At 73.8% G+C, this 16635-nt stretch carries 14 protein-coding genes; 1 reads left to right on the forward strand and 13 read right to left on the reverse strand.

Translation table 11 applies throughout. The features are described from left to right. Positions 1-14: 14 nt before the first annotated feature. Complete coding sequence (locus ABZZ17_RS22470; protein WP_356878091.1) at positions 15-1565, reverse strand: MFS transporter; 1551 nt, start codon at positions 1563-1565, stop codon at positions 15-17. 125 nt (positions 1566-1690) lie between these two features. Between ABZZ17_RS22470 and ABZZ17_RS22475 the strand changes: the two genes are divergently transcribed. After that, positions 1691-3760 (forward strand): prolyl oligopeptidase family serine peptidase, encoded by a 2070-nt coding sequence (locus ABZZ17_RS22475; protein WP_356878077.1) that lies wholly within the window; start codon positions 1691-1693, stop codon positions 3758-3760. A 77-nt stretch (positions 3761-3837) separates the two neighbouring features. Here ABZZ17_RS22475 and ABZZ17_RS22480 read toward each other — a convergent pair whose 3' ends face one another. The 12 genes from ABZZ17_RS22480 to ABZZ17_RS22535 all read right to left on the reverse strand — a co-directional run bounded on the left by ABZZ17_RS22480 (position 3838) and on the right by ABZZ17_RS22535 (position 16529). Next, the gene (locus ABZZ17_RS22480) at positions 3838-4773 is read right to left on the reverse strand and encodes an oligopeptide/dipeptide ABC transporter ATP-binding protein (protein ID WP_356878092.1); all 936 of its coding nucleotides are present in this window, start codon (positions 4771-4773) and stop codon (positions 3838-3840) included. A 101-nt stretch (positions 4774-4874) separates the two neighbouring features. After that, a complete protein-coding gene (locus tag ABZZ17_RS22485) occupies positions 4875-5891 on the reverse strand; it encodes an ABC transporter ATP-binding protein (RefSeq protein WP_356878078.1) in 1017 nt (338 codons plus the stop codon). Then, on the reverse strand, positions 5891-6877 hold the full coding sequence (locus ABZZ17_RS22490; RefSeq protein WP_356878079.1) for an ABC transporter permease: 987 nt from the start codon (positions 6875-6877) through the stop codon (positions 5891-5893). Before ABZZ17_RS22490 ends, ABZZ17_RS22485 begins: the two co-directional genes overlap by 1 nt. Beyond that, the gene (locus ABZZ17_RS22495; RefSeq protein ID WP_356878080.1) at positions 6874-7842 is read right to left on the reverse strand and encodes an ABC transporter permease; all 969 of its coding nucleotides are present in this window, start codon (positions 7840-7842) and stop codon (positions 6874-6876) included. The genes ABZZ17_RS22490 and ABZZ17_RS22495 overlap by 4 nt, the downstream gene beginning before the upstream one ends. Before the next feature lie 22 nt (positions 7843-7864). Continuing rightward, positions 7865-9610 carry an ABC transporter substrate-binding protein gene (locus ABZZ17_RS22500; protein WP_356878081.1) on the reverse strand — a complete coding sequence of 582 codons (1746 nt, stop codon included), beginning with the start codon at positions 9608-9610 and terminating at the stop codon, positions 7865-7867. A 253-nt stretch (positions 9611-9863) separates the two neighbouring features. Continuing rightward, positions 9864-10580, reverse strand: a complete 717-nt coding sequence (locus tag ABZZ17_RS22505) for a GntR family transcriptional regulator (protein ID WP_356878082.1) — start codon at positions 10578-10580, stop codon at positions 9864-9866. A 56-nt stretch (positions 10581-10636) separates the two neighbouring features. After that, on the reverse strand, positions 10637-11515 hold the full coding sequence (locus tag ABZZ17_RS22510; protein WP_356878093.1) for an ornithine cyclodeaminase family protein: 879 nt from the start codon (positions 11513-11515) through the stop codon (positions 10637-10639). 113 nt (positions 11516-11628) lie between these two features. Beyond that, on the reverse strand, positions 11629-12648 hold the full coding sequence (locus ABZZ17_RS22515) for a proline racemase family protein (RefSeq protein ID WP_356878083.1): 1020 nt from the start codon (positions 12646-12648) through the stop codon (positions 11629-11631). Next, positions 12645-13649 (reverse strand): proline racemase family protein, encoded by a 1005-nt coding sequence (locus ABZZ17_RS22520; protein ID WP_356878084.1) that lies wholly within the window; start codon positions 13647-13649, stop codon positions 12645-12647. The genes ABZZ17_RS22515 and ABZZ17_RS22520 overlap by 4 nt, the downstream gene beginning before the upstream one ends. A gap of 110 nt (positions 13650-13759) precedes the next feature. Continuing rightward, positions 13760-14686, reverse strand: coding sequence for a dihydrodipicolinate synthase family protein (locus tag ABZZ17_RS22525; RefSeq protein WP_356878085.1), 927 nt, complete (start codon positions 14684-14686; stop codon positions 13760-13762). Between the two features lie 87 nt (positions 14687-14773). After that, entirely contained in the window at positions 14774-16237 is a 1464-nt protein-coding gene (locus tag ABZZ17_RS22530) for an NAD(P)/FAD-dependent oxidoreductase (protein ID WP_356878086.1), read from the reverse strand. Beyond that, on the reverse strand, positions 16224-16529 hold the full coding sequence (locus tag ABZZ17_RS22535; protein ID WP_356878087.1) for a (2Fe-2S)-binding protein: 306 nt from the start codon (positions 16527-16529) through the stop codon (positions 16224-16226). The genes ABZZ17_RS22530 and ABZZ17_RS22535 overlap by 14 nt, the downstream gene beginning before the upstream one ends. Positions 16530-16635 lie beyond the last annotated feature (106 nt).

Consider the following 16635-nt stretch of genomic DNA (forward strand, 5'->3'; position numbering starts at 1 on the left):
GTGATCAGCAGACCCTATCCATTCGGCTCCTTCTGGACGCTGCTCGGGGTGTGGTTGCCCTGGAGCCGGGCCAGGTCGGAGGGCCGGACCTGGATGACGAACAGGGCGATCGCCGCCCCTACCAGGGTGAACAGGGCGGCCACGACGAAGGCGGAGCTCACGCCGGAGGTGAGCACCTGGGCGCCCCAGGGGTCGGGCAGCTGTCCGGTGCGTGCGAAGGCGGCCTTCTGGGCGGGGTCGGCGGTGCTCAGGAAGGCCGGCACCTGGGTGCGGGCCTCGTTGCGGCTGGCGGTGCCGAAGACGGTGACGAGGATCGACAGGCCGAGCGAGCCGCCCACCTGCTGCATCGCGTTGAGCAGTCCGGAGGCGGCGCCCGACTCCCGGTCGGGGACGTTGGACAGGGCCATCAGGGTGAGGGAGACGAACTGCAGGCCCATGCCGGTCGCGAAGAGCAGCATGGGGCCGAGGATGCTGCCCAGGTACGTGGAGTGGATGTCGGTCTGCGTCAGCCAGGCGAGCCCGGCCGCGCAGCTGAGCGCGCCGGTGACCATGAGGGGCTTGGGCCCGAGCTTGGGCAGCAGCTGGGACGCCGCCCCGGCGGCCAGCGCGATCATGACGCTGATGGGCAGGAAGGCGAGGCCGGCCCGCAGGGGGCTGAAGCCGAGGACGTTCTGCACGAACAGGGTCAGGAAGAAGAACATGCCGAAGATCGCGCAGGCGAGGAAGAGCATGATCCCGTAGGTGCCGGCCCGGTTGCGGTCGGCGAACATGTGCAGCGGCGTGATCGGCTGCGGGGAGCGGCGTTCGTTGAGGACGAACAGGGTCAGCAGGACCACGGCCACGGCGAAGGACACCAGGGTGAAGGGGTCGCGCCAGCCTTCCTGGGACGCGCGGATGAACCCGTAGACGAGCGAGACCATGCCGAGGGTGGACAGCAGGGCTCCGGCGAGGTCGAAGTGCCCGGGGTGGCGTGCGGACTCGCGGATGACCTTCGGGGTGGCGAGGGCGATCAGCAGGGCGATCGGGACGTTCACGAAGAGGACCCAGCGCCAGTCGAGCCATTCGACGAGGACGCCTCCCGCGAGCAGGCCGATGGCGCCGCCGCCCGCCGACACGGCGGCGAACACGCCGAAGGCCCGGTTGCGTTCGGGGCCCTCGCGGAAGGTCGTGGTGATCAGTGCGAGGGCGGTGGGCGAGGCGATGGCGGCGCCGACGCCCTGGACGGCCCGGGCGGCCATCAGCTGGCCCTCGTTCTGGGCGAATCCGCCGAGCAGCGAGGCGATGCCGAAGAGGAGCACGCCGGAGACGAAGACGCGCCGGCGGCCGAGGATGTCGCCGGCCCGGCCGCCGAGGAGGAGCAGCCCGCCGAAGGTCAGCGTGTACGCGTTGACGACCCAGGAAAGGCTCTCGGTGGAGAAACCGAGCGAGCTCTGTATGTGGGGCAGCGCGATGTTCACGATGGTGATGTCGAGGACGACCATGAGCTGGCAGGAGGCGAGCACGAGCAGCGCCAGCCCGTGTCCGCCCCATCGGACCTTGCCGTCGGTCCCGTTGCTGGTCGGCAGTGCGTTCGGGTCCACCTAGTCGACGCTATGCCCGCACCGCGAGGGTCACCACTCGAATGGCCTAGCGCTGCTTCCCTACTTGCCCGATCTAGGCCATGTGATATTTCACATGACACACTGCGCTCATGGATGACTTCCTCAGGCTCTCCGCCGAAACCGCCCGGTTCACCCACGGCGCACCGCGCGCCTTCTCCTTCGGCGACGGGGGCCGCCTCCTGTGGTTCCTGCGCTCGGCCGGCCCCACCGATGCCCTCGACTCCCTCTGGGTCCTCGACACCGTCACCGGCGCCGAGACCCTCCTCGCCGACCCCCGCGCCCTCTCCCCCGAACCGGGCGAACTCCCCGTCGCCGAACGCCGCCTGCGCGAGCGGACCCGGCTCGTCGCCGCCGGCATCGGCTCCTACGCCCTGTCCGGCGACGGCCGCCGCGCCGTGTTCCCGCTGTACGGCCGGCTGTACGCGGTCACCTGCGACGGCGCCACCGGCCCCGAGGAGATCCCGGCCGCCGGACCCGCCCTGGACCCGCGCCCGAACGCCGACGGCACGCGCACCGCGTACGTCGCCGACGACGCCCTGTACGTCCACCCCGGCGGCCGGATCAGCCCGGACGACGGAGCCCGCTGGGGCGTCGCCGAGTTCGCCGCCGCCGAGGAGCTCGGCCGCGGCCGGGGCCACTGGTGGTCCCCCGACGGGGTGCGCCTGCTCGCCGCCCGGGTCGACGAAAGCGCCCTCCAGCGACGCTGGTTCGCCGACCCGGCCCACCCGGAACTCCCCGCCGAGGACTTCGCCTACCCCGAGGCCGGCGGGCCCAACGCCGAGGTCGGACTGTGGGTCCTCGGACCGGGGGCACCCGTACGGCTCGGCTGGGACGCGGAGGCCTTCCCCTACGTGTCCGACGCCTCCTGGGAACCGGACGCGCCGGACGGCACGGCCGGGGAGATCCTGCTGACCGTCCAGGACCGGCCGCAGCGGACCGTACTGCTGCTCGCCGCCGACCCGGACACGGGCCGCACCCGGGAACTGTCGCGCACCACGCACCCGCAGTGGGTCGACCCGCTCCCCGGCACCCCGGCCCGGCTCCCCGACGGGCGGATGCTGACCGCCGCCGACACCCCCGGCGGGGCCGCGCGCGGCCTCGCCGTCGACGGGAAGCCGCTCACCGGCGACGGGATCCAGATCCGCCGCGTGGCCGGGATCCACCAGGGCCTGCTGCTGGTCGAGGCCGGGCAGCGCGACCCCTCGGAGCAGCAGGTGGTGCTGCTGGACCCCGACACCGGGGAGGTGACCCCGCTCGCCGACGGGCCCGGGGTGCACGGCGCGCTCGCCTCCGCCGGGACCCTGCTGCTGACCTCCGCCGACGCCGACGGGATCCGCCGCACCCTGCACACCGCCGACGGCGGCCGCCCCGCCCCCGCCGACCTGTCCGCGCCGCTGCCCCACCGGGTGGTGCCCGTCCTGGAACGGGTCACCGAGCACGGCGTCCCCACCGCGCTGGTGCTCCCCCGCGACCACGTGCCGGGCCGGCGGCTGCCGGTGCTGGTCGACGCGTACGGGGGCCCCGGCTACCAGGACATCAGCGCCGAGCCGCTGCGCTGGCAGGCCAAGCAGTGGTGGGCCGACCAGGGCTTCGCGGTGGTCACCGTCGACAACCGGGGCACCCCGCACGTCTCACCCGCCTTCACCCACGCCGTGTACCGGGGCTTCTCCGACGTCACCCTGGAGGACCAGGCCGCGGCGCTGCAGGCACTCGGCGCACGCCACCCCGACCTGGACCTCGGCCGGGTCGGCGTCCGCGGCTGGTCCTACGGCGGCTACCTGGCGGCGCTCGCGGTGCTGCGCCGCCCGGACCTCTACCGCGCGGCCGCCGCCGGGGCGGCCCCGACGGACTTCCGGCACTACGACACCGCGTACACCGAGCGGTACCTGGGACTGCCCGCCGAGCACCCCGGGGTGTACGAGCGGGACTCCCTGATCGCGGACGCCCCGACGCTGAGCCGCCCCCTGCACCTGACCACGGGCCTGGCCGACGACAACGTCCACCCCTCCCACACCCTGCGTCTGTCCCGCGCCCTCACCGACGCGGGCCGCCCCCACGAGCTGCTCGCCCTGCCGGGCGTCACCCACATGACCCCGGGCGGCACCCGGGAGAAGGTGATGGCCCTCCAGCTGGACTTCTTCCGCCGCGCACTGGCGTAGGCCGCGGGAGAACGGACGTGGAAGGGCCCCGCGGACGCCATCGGCCGCGGGGCCCTTCCCCTTCCCTGGGATCCCCGTCAGTCACCCGGGAAGTGACAGGCCACCTCGCGTGAGGCCGCCGGGCGCAGCAGGGGCCGCTCGGTGCGGCAGACCTCCTGCGCCTTGGGGCAGCGCGGGTGGAAGGTGCAGCCCGGGGGCGGGGCGGCCGGGCTCGGCGGGTCGCCGAGCAGCACGATCCGCTCGCGCCGCCGCTCCGCCGCCGGATCGGGCAGCGGTACGGCGGACAGCAGCGCCCGGGTGTAGGGGTGCTGGGGGCTCTCGTAGAGGGACTTCTTGTCCCCGATCTCGACGATCCGGCCGAGGTACATGACGGCGACCCGGTCACTGACCCGTTTGACCACCGAGAGGTCGTGCGCGATGAACACGTAGGCCAGGCCCAGTTCGGCGCGCAGCCGTTCCATCAGGTTGACGATCTGTGCCTGTACGGAGACGTCGAGGGCGGAGACCGGCTCGTCGGCGATCAGCAGCCGGGGGCTGGTGGCCAGCGAGCGGGCGATGCCGATGCGCTGGGCCTGGCCGCCGGAGAACTCGTGCGGGTAGCGGTCGATGTGCTCGGGGATCAGCCCGGCCAGTTCCATCAGTTCGGCCGCCCGGCGGCGGGCGTCGGCCGCGCTCCAGCCCTGTACCAGCAGCGGGTCGGAGATGATCCGGGCCACGGTCTGGCGGGGGTTGAGGGAGGAGTGCGGGTCCTGGAAGACCATCTGGACGTGCTTGCGCACGGGCCGCAGGGCGCTCTGGGAGAGCCGGGTGATGTCGCGGCCGTCGAAGGTGACGGTTCCGGAGGTGGGTTCGAGGAGGCGCACCAGCATCCGGCCGGTGGTGGACTTCCCGCAGCCGGATTCCCCGACGAGGCCCAGCGTCCGGCCGGCCTCCAGGTCGAAGGAGACCCCGTCGACGGCCCGTACGGGCGCGCCCCGGCGGCCGGTCACGGAGCGTTTGCCGGGGAAGGTCATGGTCAGGTCCCGTACGGACAGCAGCGGGCGGGCCGGGCCGTCGGCTCCGGTGCCGGCCGGGCGGGGGGCGAGGGCCCCGGCGGAGCGCGTGGCGTCGGGGCTCATCGGGAAACCTCCGGAACGGCGGCGAGGCCGCTGTGGTGGCAGGCGCTGAGGCGCGGGGGGCCGCCGTACGGGGCGGGTTCGGGCCGCAGCGTCGTGCAGAGGGTGCGTTCGGCGTCGGTGCCGGCCGCGGCGCGCGGGCAGCGCGGGGCGAAGGCGCAGCCCGGGGCCGGTACCAGCAGGGAGGGCGGGGAGCCGGGGATGGCCCGCAGCGGGGCGTCGTCGGTGTCGTCGAGCCGGGGCAGGGAATCCAGCAGTCCGCGGGTGTAGGGGTGGGCGGGGTCGGCGAACAGGGCGTCGACGGGGGCCTGTTCGACGGCCCGTCCGCCGTACATGACGAGTACGTCGTGGGCGACGCGGGCGACGACGCCCAGGTCGTGGGTGATCATCACGACGCCCAGGCCGCGTTCCTGCTGGAGCCGGGCGATCAGCTCCAGGATCTGGGCCTGCACGGTGACGTCCAGGGCGGTGGTGGGCTCGTCCGCGATGAGCAGTTCGGGTTCGCAGGCCAGCGCCATGGCGATCATCGCGCGCTGGCGCATGCCGCCGGAGAACTGGTGCGGGTACTCCCCCGCCCTGCGGGCCGGTTCGGGGATGCCGACCTCTCCGAGCATGTCGACGGCCCGTCTGCGGGCGGCCGCGCGGCCGGAGCGGAAGTGCACCCGGAAGTGCTCGGCTATCTGCTCGCCGACCGTGTAGTAGGGGTGCAGGCTGGACAGCGGGTCCTGGAAGATCATGGCCATGCGGCGGCCGCGCAGCTTCGACAGCCGTTTCTCCGACAGGCCCGTCAGCTCCTGTCCGGCCAGGGTGATGGAGCCGCCGACCTCGGCTCCCCGGTGCAGGCCCATGACGGCGAGGGAGGTGACGGACTTGCCCGAGCCGGACTCGCCGACGATGCCGAGGGTGCGCCCGGCCTCGACGGTGAAGCCGAGGGAGTCGACGGCGCGGACGGTACCGCGCGGGGTGGTGAACGTGACGCTCAGGTCGCGCACTTCGAGGAGCGGAGCGGCGGTCATCAGTACCTCACCCTCGGATCGATGACGGCGTACAGGAGGTCGACGGCGAGGTTGGCGACGACGATGAAGAACGCGGCGAGCAGGGTGACGCCGAGGACGACCGGCTGGTCGGAGCTGACCAGCGCGCCGTAGAAGAGCCGTCCGATGCCGGGGAGTCCGAAGATGGACTCGGTGATCACGGCGCCGGCGAGCAGGCCGCCGAGGTCCATGCCGAAGATGGTGAGGATCGGGGTCATCCCGGAACGCAGTCCGTGTTTGACGACGACGGTGCGTTCGGGCATGCCCTTGGCGCGGGCCGTGCGGATGTACGGCTCGGCCATCGCCTCGATCATCGAACCGCGGCTCTGCCGGGCGTACATGGCGGCGTAGAGGAGGGCGAGCGCGGTCCAGGGCAGCAGCAGGTTCGCGGCCCAGCCGAGCGGGTCGTCGGTGAGGGCCTGGTAGGTGGGGTAGGGCAGCAGGCCGGCGACGCGGATGACCCCGTAGATGAGCAGGACGGAGGTGAAGTAGACGGGCAGGGAGGCGGCGGCGACCGCTCCGACCATCAGGGCCTTGTCGGTGGCGGTGTCCTTGCGCAGGGCGGCGGTGACCCCGGCGCCGAGGCCGAGGACGAGCCACAGGACGGCGGCGCCGAGGGCGAGGGAGGCGGAGACGGGGAGCCGGTCCATGAGCAGGTCCCACACCGGCAGGGAGTTCTCGTACGAGTAGCCGAGGCAGGGGAAGTCGCAGGCGACGGCGTACTGGCCGGTGCCGAGGGTGCGGCCGGTGAAGATCCCGGTGAGGAAGTCGGCGAACTGCTTCCACAGGGGCTGGTCGAGGCCCAGGTGGACCCGTACGTCGGCGAGCCGTTCGGCGCTGCAGGTCTTGCCGCAGGCCGCGGCGGCCGGGTCGGAGGGCAGCACGTAGAAGATCAGGAAGGTGACGGCGGCGATGGCGAGGAGCACGCCGGTGAGGGCGAGCAGCCGGCGGGCGAGGTAGAGGATCACGTGCGGCCGCCCCTCGGGTCGAGGATGTCGCGCAGGGCGTCACCGAGCAGGGTGAAGGCGAGCACCGCGAGGAAGAGGAAGACGCTGGGGATGACGAAGTACATGGGGTCGGTCTCGTAGAAGGCGACGGACTCGGCGATCATCTGGCCCCAGGAGGGGGTGGGCGGGCGCACGCCCACGCCGAGGTAGCTCAGCGCCGCCTCGGTGCTGATCATGCCGGGGATGAGCAGGGTGGTGTAGGCGATGACCGGTCCGGCGACGCCGGGGAGGATGTCGCGGGTCAGGATCCGCCAGGAGCTCGCGCCGCCGACGCGGGCGGCGTCGACGTACTCGCGGTGTTTGAGGGAGAGGGTCTGGCCGCGGACGACGCGGGCGACGCCGGGCCAGCCGAAGACGCCGATGACGACGGTCATGAGGACGATCCGGTTGACGTCCTTGGCCACCGACAGCATCGCGATCATGAAGATGAGGGACGGGAAGGACATCGTCAGGTCCATCAGGCGGGACAGGACGGCGTCGGTGCGGCCGCCGAAGTAGCCGGCGGCGATGCCCGCGGCGGTACCGGTGACGACGACGATCGCGGTGGCGGCGAAGGCGATCAGGAGGGAGACCTGGGCGCCGTGGACGACGCGGGCGAACAGGTCCCGGCCGGTGACGGGTTCGACGCCGAGCCAGTGCTCGGGGCTGATCCCGCCGAAGGAGCCCAGCGGCAGTCCGCCGAGGTAGGGGTCGACGGCGGCCTTGTCGAACTCCTCGGGGGACCAGCCGCCGAGGGCGCCCAGCCAGGGCGCGGTGACGGCCATCAGGACGAACAGGAGGACGACGCAGAGGCTGACGCGGACGGCGGGGCGGCGGCGGAGTTCCCGCCGGGCGAGCTGCCAGGGGCTGCTGCCCGGGGGGACGTCCTTGGCCGGTGCGCCGTCCGGGGCCGCCTGGTCGGCGGCGCCCGGTGCGGTGGTGGTCATGGTGTCGAAGGCCTCCGGATCCTCAGCCCTGGCTCTTCGACGGGTCCTTGAGGCCGACGGTCCCGTAGTCGATGGTGCCGGTCCAGACGGGGTGGCCGTAGGCGCCCGCGACGTTCGGGCCGACGAGGAGCGGCTTGCGCTCCAGGATCAGCGGAACGGACGGGGACTTCTTCATGATCTCCGCGTCGAGGTCGATCCAGGCCTGGTTGGCCTGCTTGGCGTCGGCCATGGCGTTGATCTCGTCGATCCGCTTCATGGTGGCCTCGTCGCGGAACTGGCTGTTGTTGCCCTGGTTGCCCTTGTCCTTGATGGTGCGTCCGTCGAAGACGAAGGGGATCCAGGTGGACCCGGAGGGGTAGTCGGGGCACCAGCCGGTCAGGGTCATGTCGGGAGTGGTGGACAGGTCGCCGATGACGTCGTAGTAGGCGCCCGGGTCGATGGTGTCGATGACGACCTCGATGCCGGCGCGGGACAGGCCCTGCTGGATGGCCTCGGCCTTGCCCTTGTCGCCGGTGGAGACGGCGAGGGAGACCTTCAGGCCCTCCTTGCCGGCGGCCTTGAGGAGTTCCTTGGCCTTGGCGGGGTCGCCGGCCGCGGGGATCTTCAGGGTGTCGGCCTGCTTGCCGCCGGAGAGGGCCGGGGGCAGGTAGGCGGTGGCGACCTCGTTGAGGGCCGGGCCGCCGCCCGCGGTGACCACGGCCTCCTTGTCGACGGCGTACTGCATGGCCTCGCGGACCTTCGGGTCGTCGAAGGGGGCGCGGGAGTTGTTCAGGTGGAGCATCTCGGTACAGCCCTGGGACTCGGCGAGCAGCCGGGCCTTGACGTCGGGCTTGGGCAGCACCTTGGGGGCGCTCTCGGGCCGCATGTCGGAGTACTGGACGGAGGAGGCGTCGGCGCCCTCCCCGGCGATGACGCGGTCGTCGATCTGGCCGCCCTTGAGGCCCATGACGACCACGAACCGGTCGGGGTAGGCCTTGCGCACGGTGTCGGTCCCGGGGTCCCAGTGCTCGTTGCGGACGAGCACGAGCTTCTTGTCCCGGTCGTACGTGTCGATCTTGTACGGGCCGGAGGAGAACGGGCGGGCGTCGTACTGGGTGCCCTTCTCCTGGGACTGCGGGACCGGCGCGAAGGTGGGGAGGGTGGCGGTCGCGGAGAACTCGGCGACGGGCCGCTTGAGTTCGAAGACGATCGTGCGGTCGTCCGGGGTCTTGACCGAGTCGAGGTGCTTGCCGTCCAGCGGGCCCTTGTAGCCGTCGGTGCCGGCGAGGTACTGGGCGGCGTAGTCGGGGCCGCCGGTGAGGTCGGGGGCGAAGGAGCGCTCGACGTTGTACTTGATGTCCTGGGCCTTGACCGGCGAGCCGTCCTCGTACTTGACGCCCTCCTTGAGGGTGAAGGTCCAGGTGCGGCCGCCGTTGGAGGGGGTGCCGAGGTCGGTGGCGAGGTCGGGGACCAGCTCGCTGCCGGCCTTGCCGGGCTCGGCCTTGAAGGTGACGAGGGTGCGGTAGAGCAGGCGGGTGCCGAAGTCCATGGCCGGCATGACCCAGTTGCGGGCGGGGTCGAGGTGGGCGAAGTCCTGGTTGGACAGGACGGTGAGGGTGCCGCCCTTGACCGGGGTGCCGCCGAGGGTCTTGCCGTCGTTGGCGGCGGCGGGGTTGGCGGCGGCGGGTGCCGAGCCCGCGCCCTTCTTGGGGTCCGAGCAGCCCGAGGCACCGAGTGCGAGAGCGGCCACCACGGCGGTAGCGAGGGCGAGTTGGGTGCGCTTGGTCATGGGTCACTCCAGTGAAGGGCCGCGCTTTAGGATGTGACCGGTAACATAGTAATGTGAAATTGTACTGACAAGGGGTCTGCGGCCCCGTTATCCAGCCGTGTCCAAATCCCGCCCCCGGAAGGGGCGTTGGGGGGCCTGGGGACCCCGGCCCGCCGGAGTTCACTGGCCGTCGTGCGGCGAACGCGGACGGCCCTCCCCCGCCGTGGTGCGGCGGGGGAGGGCCGGTGGCGGTTCTGCGCCTGGGGTGTGTCGTCTAAGCCGTGAGGCCGGAGCCGAGGCCGCCCGGGGTGCGGCCCACGGGTTCGTCGCGGCCCTGGGCCCAGAGGGAGCGGACGTGGCCGAGGTGGCGCTGCATGCACGCCTCGGCCGCTTCGGCGTCGCCGGTGAGCATCACGTCGAGCAGCTCGATGTGCTCCTCGGCGGAGGAGACCAGCTTGCCCGCCTCGTCGAGGCCCGTCAGCCCGTACAGGCGCGAGCGCTTGCGCAGGTCGCCGACCGTTTCCACCAGGCGGTCGTTGCCCGCGAGGGCGAGGAGGCCGAGGTGGAAGCGGCGGTCGGCCTCCAGGTAGCCGATGAGGTTGTGTTCCCGGGCGCTGGTGACGATCTCCTCGGCGATGGGCCGCAGGGCCTCCAGCTGCTCGGCCGTGGCGATCTTCGTGATCCGGCCGACGGTCGGGACCTCGATCATCGTGCGCAGTTCGGTGTACTGGTCCAGGTCGCGTTCGCTGACCTCGGTGATCCGGAAGCCCTTGTTGCGGACCGGCTCGACGAGGCCCTCGCGGGCGAGGTCGAGCATGGCCTCGCGGACGGGCGTGGCCGAGACACCGAGTTCGGACGCGAGACCGGGAGCCGAGTAGACGCTCCCGGGGCGCAGCTCACCCGCTATCAGGGCTGCTCGGAGGGCATGGCCGACCTGGTCGCGGAGCCGTTCCTGGGCCTTGATGAGACTGTGCTGCTTCAGGTCACCCATTGCATTTCCTCCGAGACCCCCGACACCACCGACGAGCAGAGGGACAGCGTACAATGTCACGTTTCGCCGCTCGCCCCGGCGGCCTCGAACAACGCGACCGCCACGGCAAGATCTTCCCAGGCCATGCCCACGCTCTTGAACAGCTGTGGACAACCCGGCCGCCCTCCGACGGCTTCGCGGCCCGTGACCAGGCCGGCGAGGGTGCCGCTGATATGACCGGGTCCGATCGCCCCTTCCGCCTCCGGGATCAGCAGGTCACCCGCCTCGCGCAACGCCGCCGCACGCGCCTCCACGTAGACGGCCGCCCGCCGCACGAGCGCGGTGTCGGTCTCGCGGGCGTCCGGCTCGTGCGAGCCGACGGCGACGACCACCGCGCCCGGCGCCACCAGCCGGCCGTCGAAGAGGGGTGTCCGGGCGGTGGTGCAGCACAGGACCAGGTCCGCGCCGGCCACGTCGGCGGCCGTTCCGGTACGGGCCGGGACGCCCAGGCCTGCGGCGTGTGCGGCCAGCTTGGCGCCGCCGGCCGGGTCACGGGCGACGATCACCGCCCCGGCCAGTTCCCGTACGCCGAGGACCGCTTCGAGGTGGCCGTACGCCTGCGGCCCCGAGCCGAAGAGCACCAGCCGCAGCGGGCGCCCGGCCGGGGCGAGGTGGCGCAGGGCCAGCGCGGAGACGGCCGGGGTGCGCAGGGCGGTCAGGGCCGAGCCGTCGAGGAGGGCCAGCGGGCGCAGCGTGGGGCCGTCGAGGAGCAGGTAGCTGCCGGTGATGCGGGGCAGCCCGCGGGCCGGGTTGCCGGGCGCGACCCCGGCAATCTTCACCCCGGCGTACGCCCCGGACGCGGCCGGCATCAGGAGGAGTTCGCCGCCGGGCACGTCGAGGGCGGTGCGCTGCGGGCAGCCCTCGGGGTCGAGTCCGGCCAGCAGGGCCGCGGCCAGGGCGTCGGCCGCCCGGGCGGGGGTGAGGAGCCGGGCCGTCTCCTCGGCCCCGAGCTGGAGGAGGCCGGGGGCGGGGAGGCCGGCCTCCGTCGGGCCCTGGGCGGGGTGGCGGGTCACAGGGTGAATCCCGCGCCGAGGGGATCGTACGGGTCGACGGTGAAGGTGTGCTCGCCGGTGCGGTACGCCGTGCCGGTGACCTCGGTGACGCCGTCCTGGAGGACGCGGCCGGTGAACACCGAGCCGATGACCGACTCGTGCAGCAGGTCCTCCCCCGCGCCGAGCCGCCCGTCCTCCGCGAGGAGCGCGAGGCGGGCCGAGGTGCCGGAGCCGCAGGGCGAGCGGTCGATCTGTCCGTCGGCGAAGACGGTGACGTTGCGCTGGTGCGGCCCGAAGGGGGTGTCGGGCAGTTCCTCGTGGAGGATCACCCCGTACACCCCGGAGAGCAGCGGGCCGCCGGGGTGCCAGGTGGCGGGGTGGGTGGCGAGCGCGGACCTGATCTCCCGGCCGGCCCGGGTCAGTTCGGGCAGGGCGGCGCGGGCGACCTCCAGGCCGAGGTCCCGGGCGCGGACGGAGGCGTAGCAGGCCCCGGCGTGCGCGATGTCCACCTCGGCGACCCCGAACGTGGTGGCGACCGGCACCTTGCGGGCGCCCACCCGGGCGGGGACGTTGCGGAACGTCACCCCGGTGGTGCGGCCCCCGGCCCGGTGCACGGTGGCGGCGACCCGGCCCGACGGCACGTCGATGCGGACCTGGACGTCCCCGTCGTCGGGGGCCGCGACCCGGCCGGTGTCCACGGCCCAGGCGCCGAGGGCCATCGTGCCGTGGCCGCAGGCGGTGGAGTAGCCGTCCTTGTGCCAGAACAGCACCCCGAAGTGGGCCCCGTCGTCGTCCGGGGGCACGACGAACCCGCCGTACATGCCGGCGTGTCCGCGCGGTTCCTGCACGAGCAGGCGCCGTACGTCGTCCAGCGGACTCCGGCGCGGTGCGGTCCCGGAGCCACCGGGCCCGATGGCGGTGGCACAGCGTTCGGCGACGGTGTCCCCGGGGACGGCGGCGACGTCCGCGGTGGTGGTGTCGACGATCCGGAAGGGCTCGCCCGCGGCGTGGTAGTCGGTGGTCCGTACGGATGTCACAGCAGGAACCCTCCGGGGAAGGGGTCGGACGGGTCGAGGAAGTACTGGGCGGTCCCGGTGATCCAGGCCCGGCCGGTGACGGCGGGGACGACGGCGGGGAACCCGCCGACGGTGGTCTCCGCGGTCAGGCGGCCGGTGAACTCGGTACCGATGAACGACTCGTTGACGAAGTCCGTGCCGAGCGGCAGCAGGCCGCGCGCGTGCAGCTGGGCCATGCGCGCACTGGTCCCGGTGCCGCAGGGCGAGCGGTCGAACCAGCCGGGGTGGATGGCCATGGCGTGGCGGGAGCGGCGGGCGTCGGAGCCGGGGGCGGCGAGGTAGACGTGCTTGAGCCCGGAGATCGAGGGGTTCTCGGGGTGGACGGGGCGGTCGGGCGAGGCGTTGACCGCGTCCATGACGGCGAGGCCGGCGGCGAGCAGGTCCTCCTTGCGGTCCCGGTCGAAGGGCAGTCCGAGGGCGTCCAGTTCGACGAAGGCGTAGAAGTTGCCGCCGTAGGCGAGGTCGTAGGTGACCGTGCCGTATCCGGGGACGTCGGCCTTCAGGTCGAGTCCGACGCTGAAGGAGGGGACGTTGGTGAGGGTGACGGCGGTGGCCGCGCCGTCCTCGACGCGGACGTCGACGCTGACCAGGCCGGCCGGGGTGTCGAGGCGGACGGTGGTGACCGGCTCGACGGCCGGGACCATGCCGGTCTCGACGAGGACGGTGGCCACCCCGATGGTCCCGTGCCCGCACATGGGCAGCAGCCCCGACACCTCGATGTAGAGGACGCCGAAGTCGGCGTCCGGACGGGTGGGCGGCTGGAGGATCGCGCCGCTCATCGCCGCGTGGCCGCGCGGCTCGTACATGAGGAGGGTGCGGACGTGGTCCGTGTGCTCCATGAAGTGGAGCCGCTTCTCGGCCATGGTGGCGCCGGGGATCACCCCGACTCCCCCGGTGATGACCCGGGTGGGCATGCCCTCGGTGTGCGAGTCCACCGCGTGGTAGATGTGGCGCGTGCGCATGGGTTCCCCTGAGGGCTCGGACCTGCCCCGCCGGCCGGACGGGCGGGCGGGGTCGGTGGATGCGGGCGGGCGCGGGCCCGGCCTGGCCGGCCGGGCGGCTCCCGGTGGGGTCAGGCGAGGCCTTCGGCGAGGGCCTTCTCGGTGGCGGCCCGGACGGCGGCCTCGACGTCGCCGGTGAGCGGGAAGCGGGGCGGGCGGGTGGCGCCGCCGGGGCGGCCGGCCAGGTCCATGGAGAGCTTGATGGCCTGGACGAACTCGGTCTTGGAGTCCCAGCGCAGCAGCGAGTGCAGGGACTTGTAGAGCGGCAGGGCGGTGGCGAGGTCTCCGGCGACCGCGGCCCGGTACAGGGTGGAGCAGGCGGACGGCAGGGCGTTGGGGTAGCCGGCGATCCAGCCGACGGCCCCGGCCAGGGCGAGTTCGAGGAGTACGTCGTCGGCGCCGATGAGCAGGTCGAGGCCCGGGGCGAGTTCGGCGATCTCGTAGGCGCGGCGGACGTCCCCGCTGAACTCCTTGACGGCGACGACGGACCCGTCGGCGTGCAGCCGGGCGAGGAGGGCCGGGACGAGGTCCACCTTGGTGTCGATGGGGTTGTTGTACGCGACGACGGGCAGCCCCGCGCGGGCGACCTCGGCGTAGTGGGCGCGTACGGCGGCCTCGTCGGCGCGGTAGGCGTTGGGCGGCAGGAGCAGGACGGATCCGGCGCCGGCCTCGGCGGCCTGGTCGGCCCAGCGGCGGGCCTCGGCGCTGCCGTAGGCGGCGACGCCGGGCATGACGCGGGCGCCGTCGCCGGCGGCCTCGACGGCGGTGCGGACGACGCGGGCCCGCTCCTCGTCGGTGAGGGTCTGGTACTCCCCGAGGGAGCCGTTGGGGACCACGCCGTCGCAGCCGTTGGCGATGAGCCAGGCGACGTGTTCGGCGTAGGCGTCGTGGTCGACACTGAGGTCCTCGCGCAGCGGCAGGGTGGTGGCCACCATGATTCCGTGCCAGGGGCGGGTGCGGGTGTCCGTGCGGGGCGCGGGGGTGGGCGCGTGGTTCATGAGACGACTCCCTAGTGTGGTGTGTGACATTTTACTAGTGGGTGTGAGGTGGCCACAAGGGGCCGGACGGGACCGGGTGGTGGCCGGTCAGCGGCCGTCGGCCGCTTCGGGCCCGCCCGCGTCGGCGGCCGGGGGCAGTCCGGCGAGGTGGGCCAGCGGGACCGGACAGGACAGCGGGCGGCGGTCCGACACCGGCTCCCCGCCCGTGAGGGCGGCCACGGCCGGACCGCACATCCGGCCCTGGCACCAGCCCATCCCGGCCCGGGTGAGGAGTTTGACCGTACGGGCGTCCCGGGCGCCGAGTTCACCGACCGCCTCCCGGATCCGGCCCGCCGGAACCTCCTCGCAGCGGCACACGTCGGTGCCGTCGCTCAGCCAGTCCGTCCAGCCGGGGCCGGACCGGTGGGCGGCCGCCATCGCCCCGGCGAAGGCGCGGAGCCGGGCGCGGCGGCGGACGAGCGCGGCCGGGGCGGGGCGTCCCGCGATCGCGTGGGCGGCGATCTCCCCTTCGGTCAGCGCCAGTTGGGCGCCGCCGATGCCGCCCGTCTCGCCGGCGGACCAGATGCCGGGGACCGAGGTGCGCTGCTCCCCGTCCAGGTCGAGGGCGACGGTGCCGTCCGGGGCGCGGAGGGTGGCGCAGCCCAGGCCGGTGGCGAGCTCCAGCTGGGGCACGAGTCCGTGGCCGACGGCGAGGGCGTCGCAGGGGATCCGCCGGGAGGTGCCGGGCAGCGGGCGCCAGTCGCGGTCGAGGCGCGTGACGGTGACGGCCTCGACGCGGTCGGCGCCGTGGGCCTCGGTCACGGCGTGCCGGGTGCGCAGCCGGATCCCGTGCCGCAGGAGGGCGCCGCCGTACGTGGCGCCTTCGGCGAGCTTGGCGGGGTTGCGGAGCAGCGCGGGGAGGTGGCCGGCGTACCCGGTGTAGGCGCCGGCCTCGACGACCGCCGGGACGGTGGCTCCGGCGGCGGCGAGGGAACCGGCGACCGCGAGCAGCAGGGGGCCGCTGCCGGCGACGACGATGCGGCGGCCGGGCAGGACGAGGCCGCCCTTGAGCATGGCCTGGGCCCCGCCCGCGCCGATGACGCCGGGCAGGGTCCAGCCGGGGAAGGGCAGTTGGCGCTCGTACGCGCCGGTGGCGAGGAGCACGGACCGGGCGTGGACCGCTGCGGCCTCCTCCTCGGGGCCGGCCACCGCGTGCAGCGTCCAGGCCCCGCCGTCCGGGACCACCGTCCAGACGTGGTGGAAGGGGAGGTACGTGATCCGGCCGGCCGACTCGTGGGCGCGCAGGGCGGTTTCGCGGGTGGCGAAGGCCGGCCAGTCGTGGTGCAGGGCCTGGGGGCGGGTGGCGCCGAGGGTGGGGGCGGGGTGGCGGTAGAACTGGCCGCCGGGGCGTTCCGCGGTGTCGAGGACGGTGACCTTCAGGCCGAGGGCCGCCGCGGTGACGGCCGCCGCGAGGCCGGCGGGACCGGCGCCGACCACGGCGAGGTCGGTGGTGGCGGCGGCCCCGCCGGGGGTGGGGGCCGGCCGCGTGGGGCCCGTGTCAGAGGGCGGCATGGCCGGTTCCTTCCTGGGTGGTGACGGTGTCGCCGGGGCGGGCGGGGACGAGGCAGGCGCGCTGGTTCGGGCGGCCGTTGACGGTGACGAGGCAGTCGTAGCAGCTGCCGATCCCGCAGAACGCGCCGCGGGGTGCGCCGGCGTGGCGGGTGGTCCGCCAGGCGAGGATGCCGGCGGACCAGAGCACGGCGGCGATGCTCTGGCCGGCCTGGGCGGTCAGTTCGCGGCCGTCGAAGCGCAGGACGTACGTCGCCGCCGGGCTGCCGCCTACCAGTGAGCGGGGGGTGCGCATGGGGGGCTCCTCGGGGGTGTCGCCCTGCCGGGCGGGGGGGGCGGGGGGCGGAGGGCTGGGTGAAGGACGTGGACGCGGTACGGATCATCGTGGACGCCCTCGCCGC

The sequence above is a fragment of the Streptomyces sp. NPDC006512 genome, assembly GCF_040611935.1.
Lineage (GTDB): Bacteria > Actinomycetota > Actinomycetes > Streptomycetales > Streptomycetaceae > Streptomyces.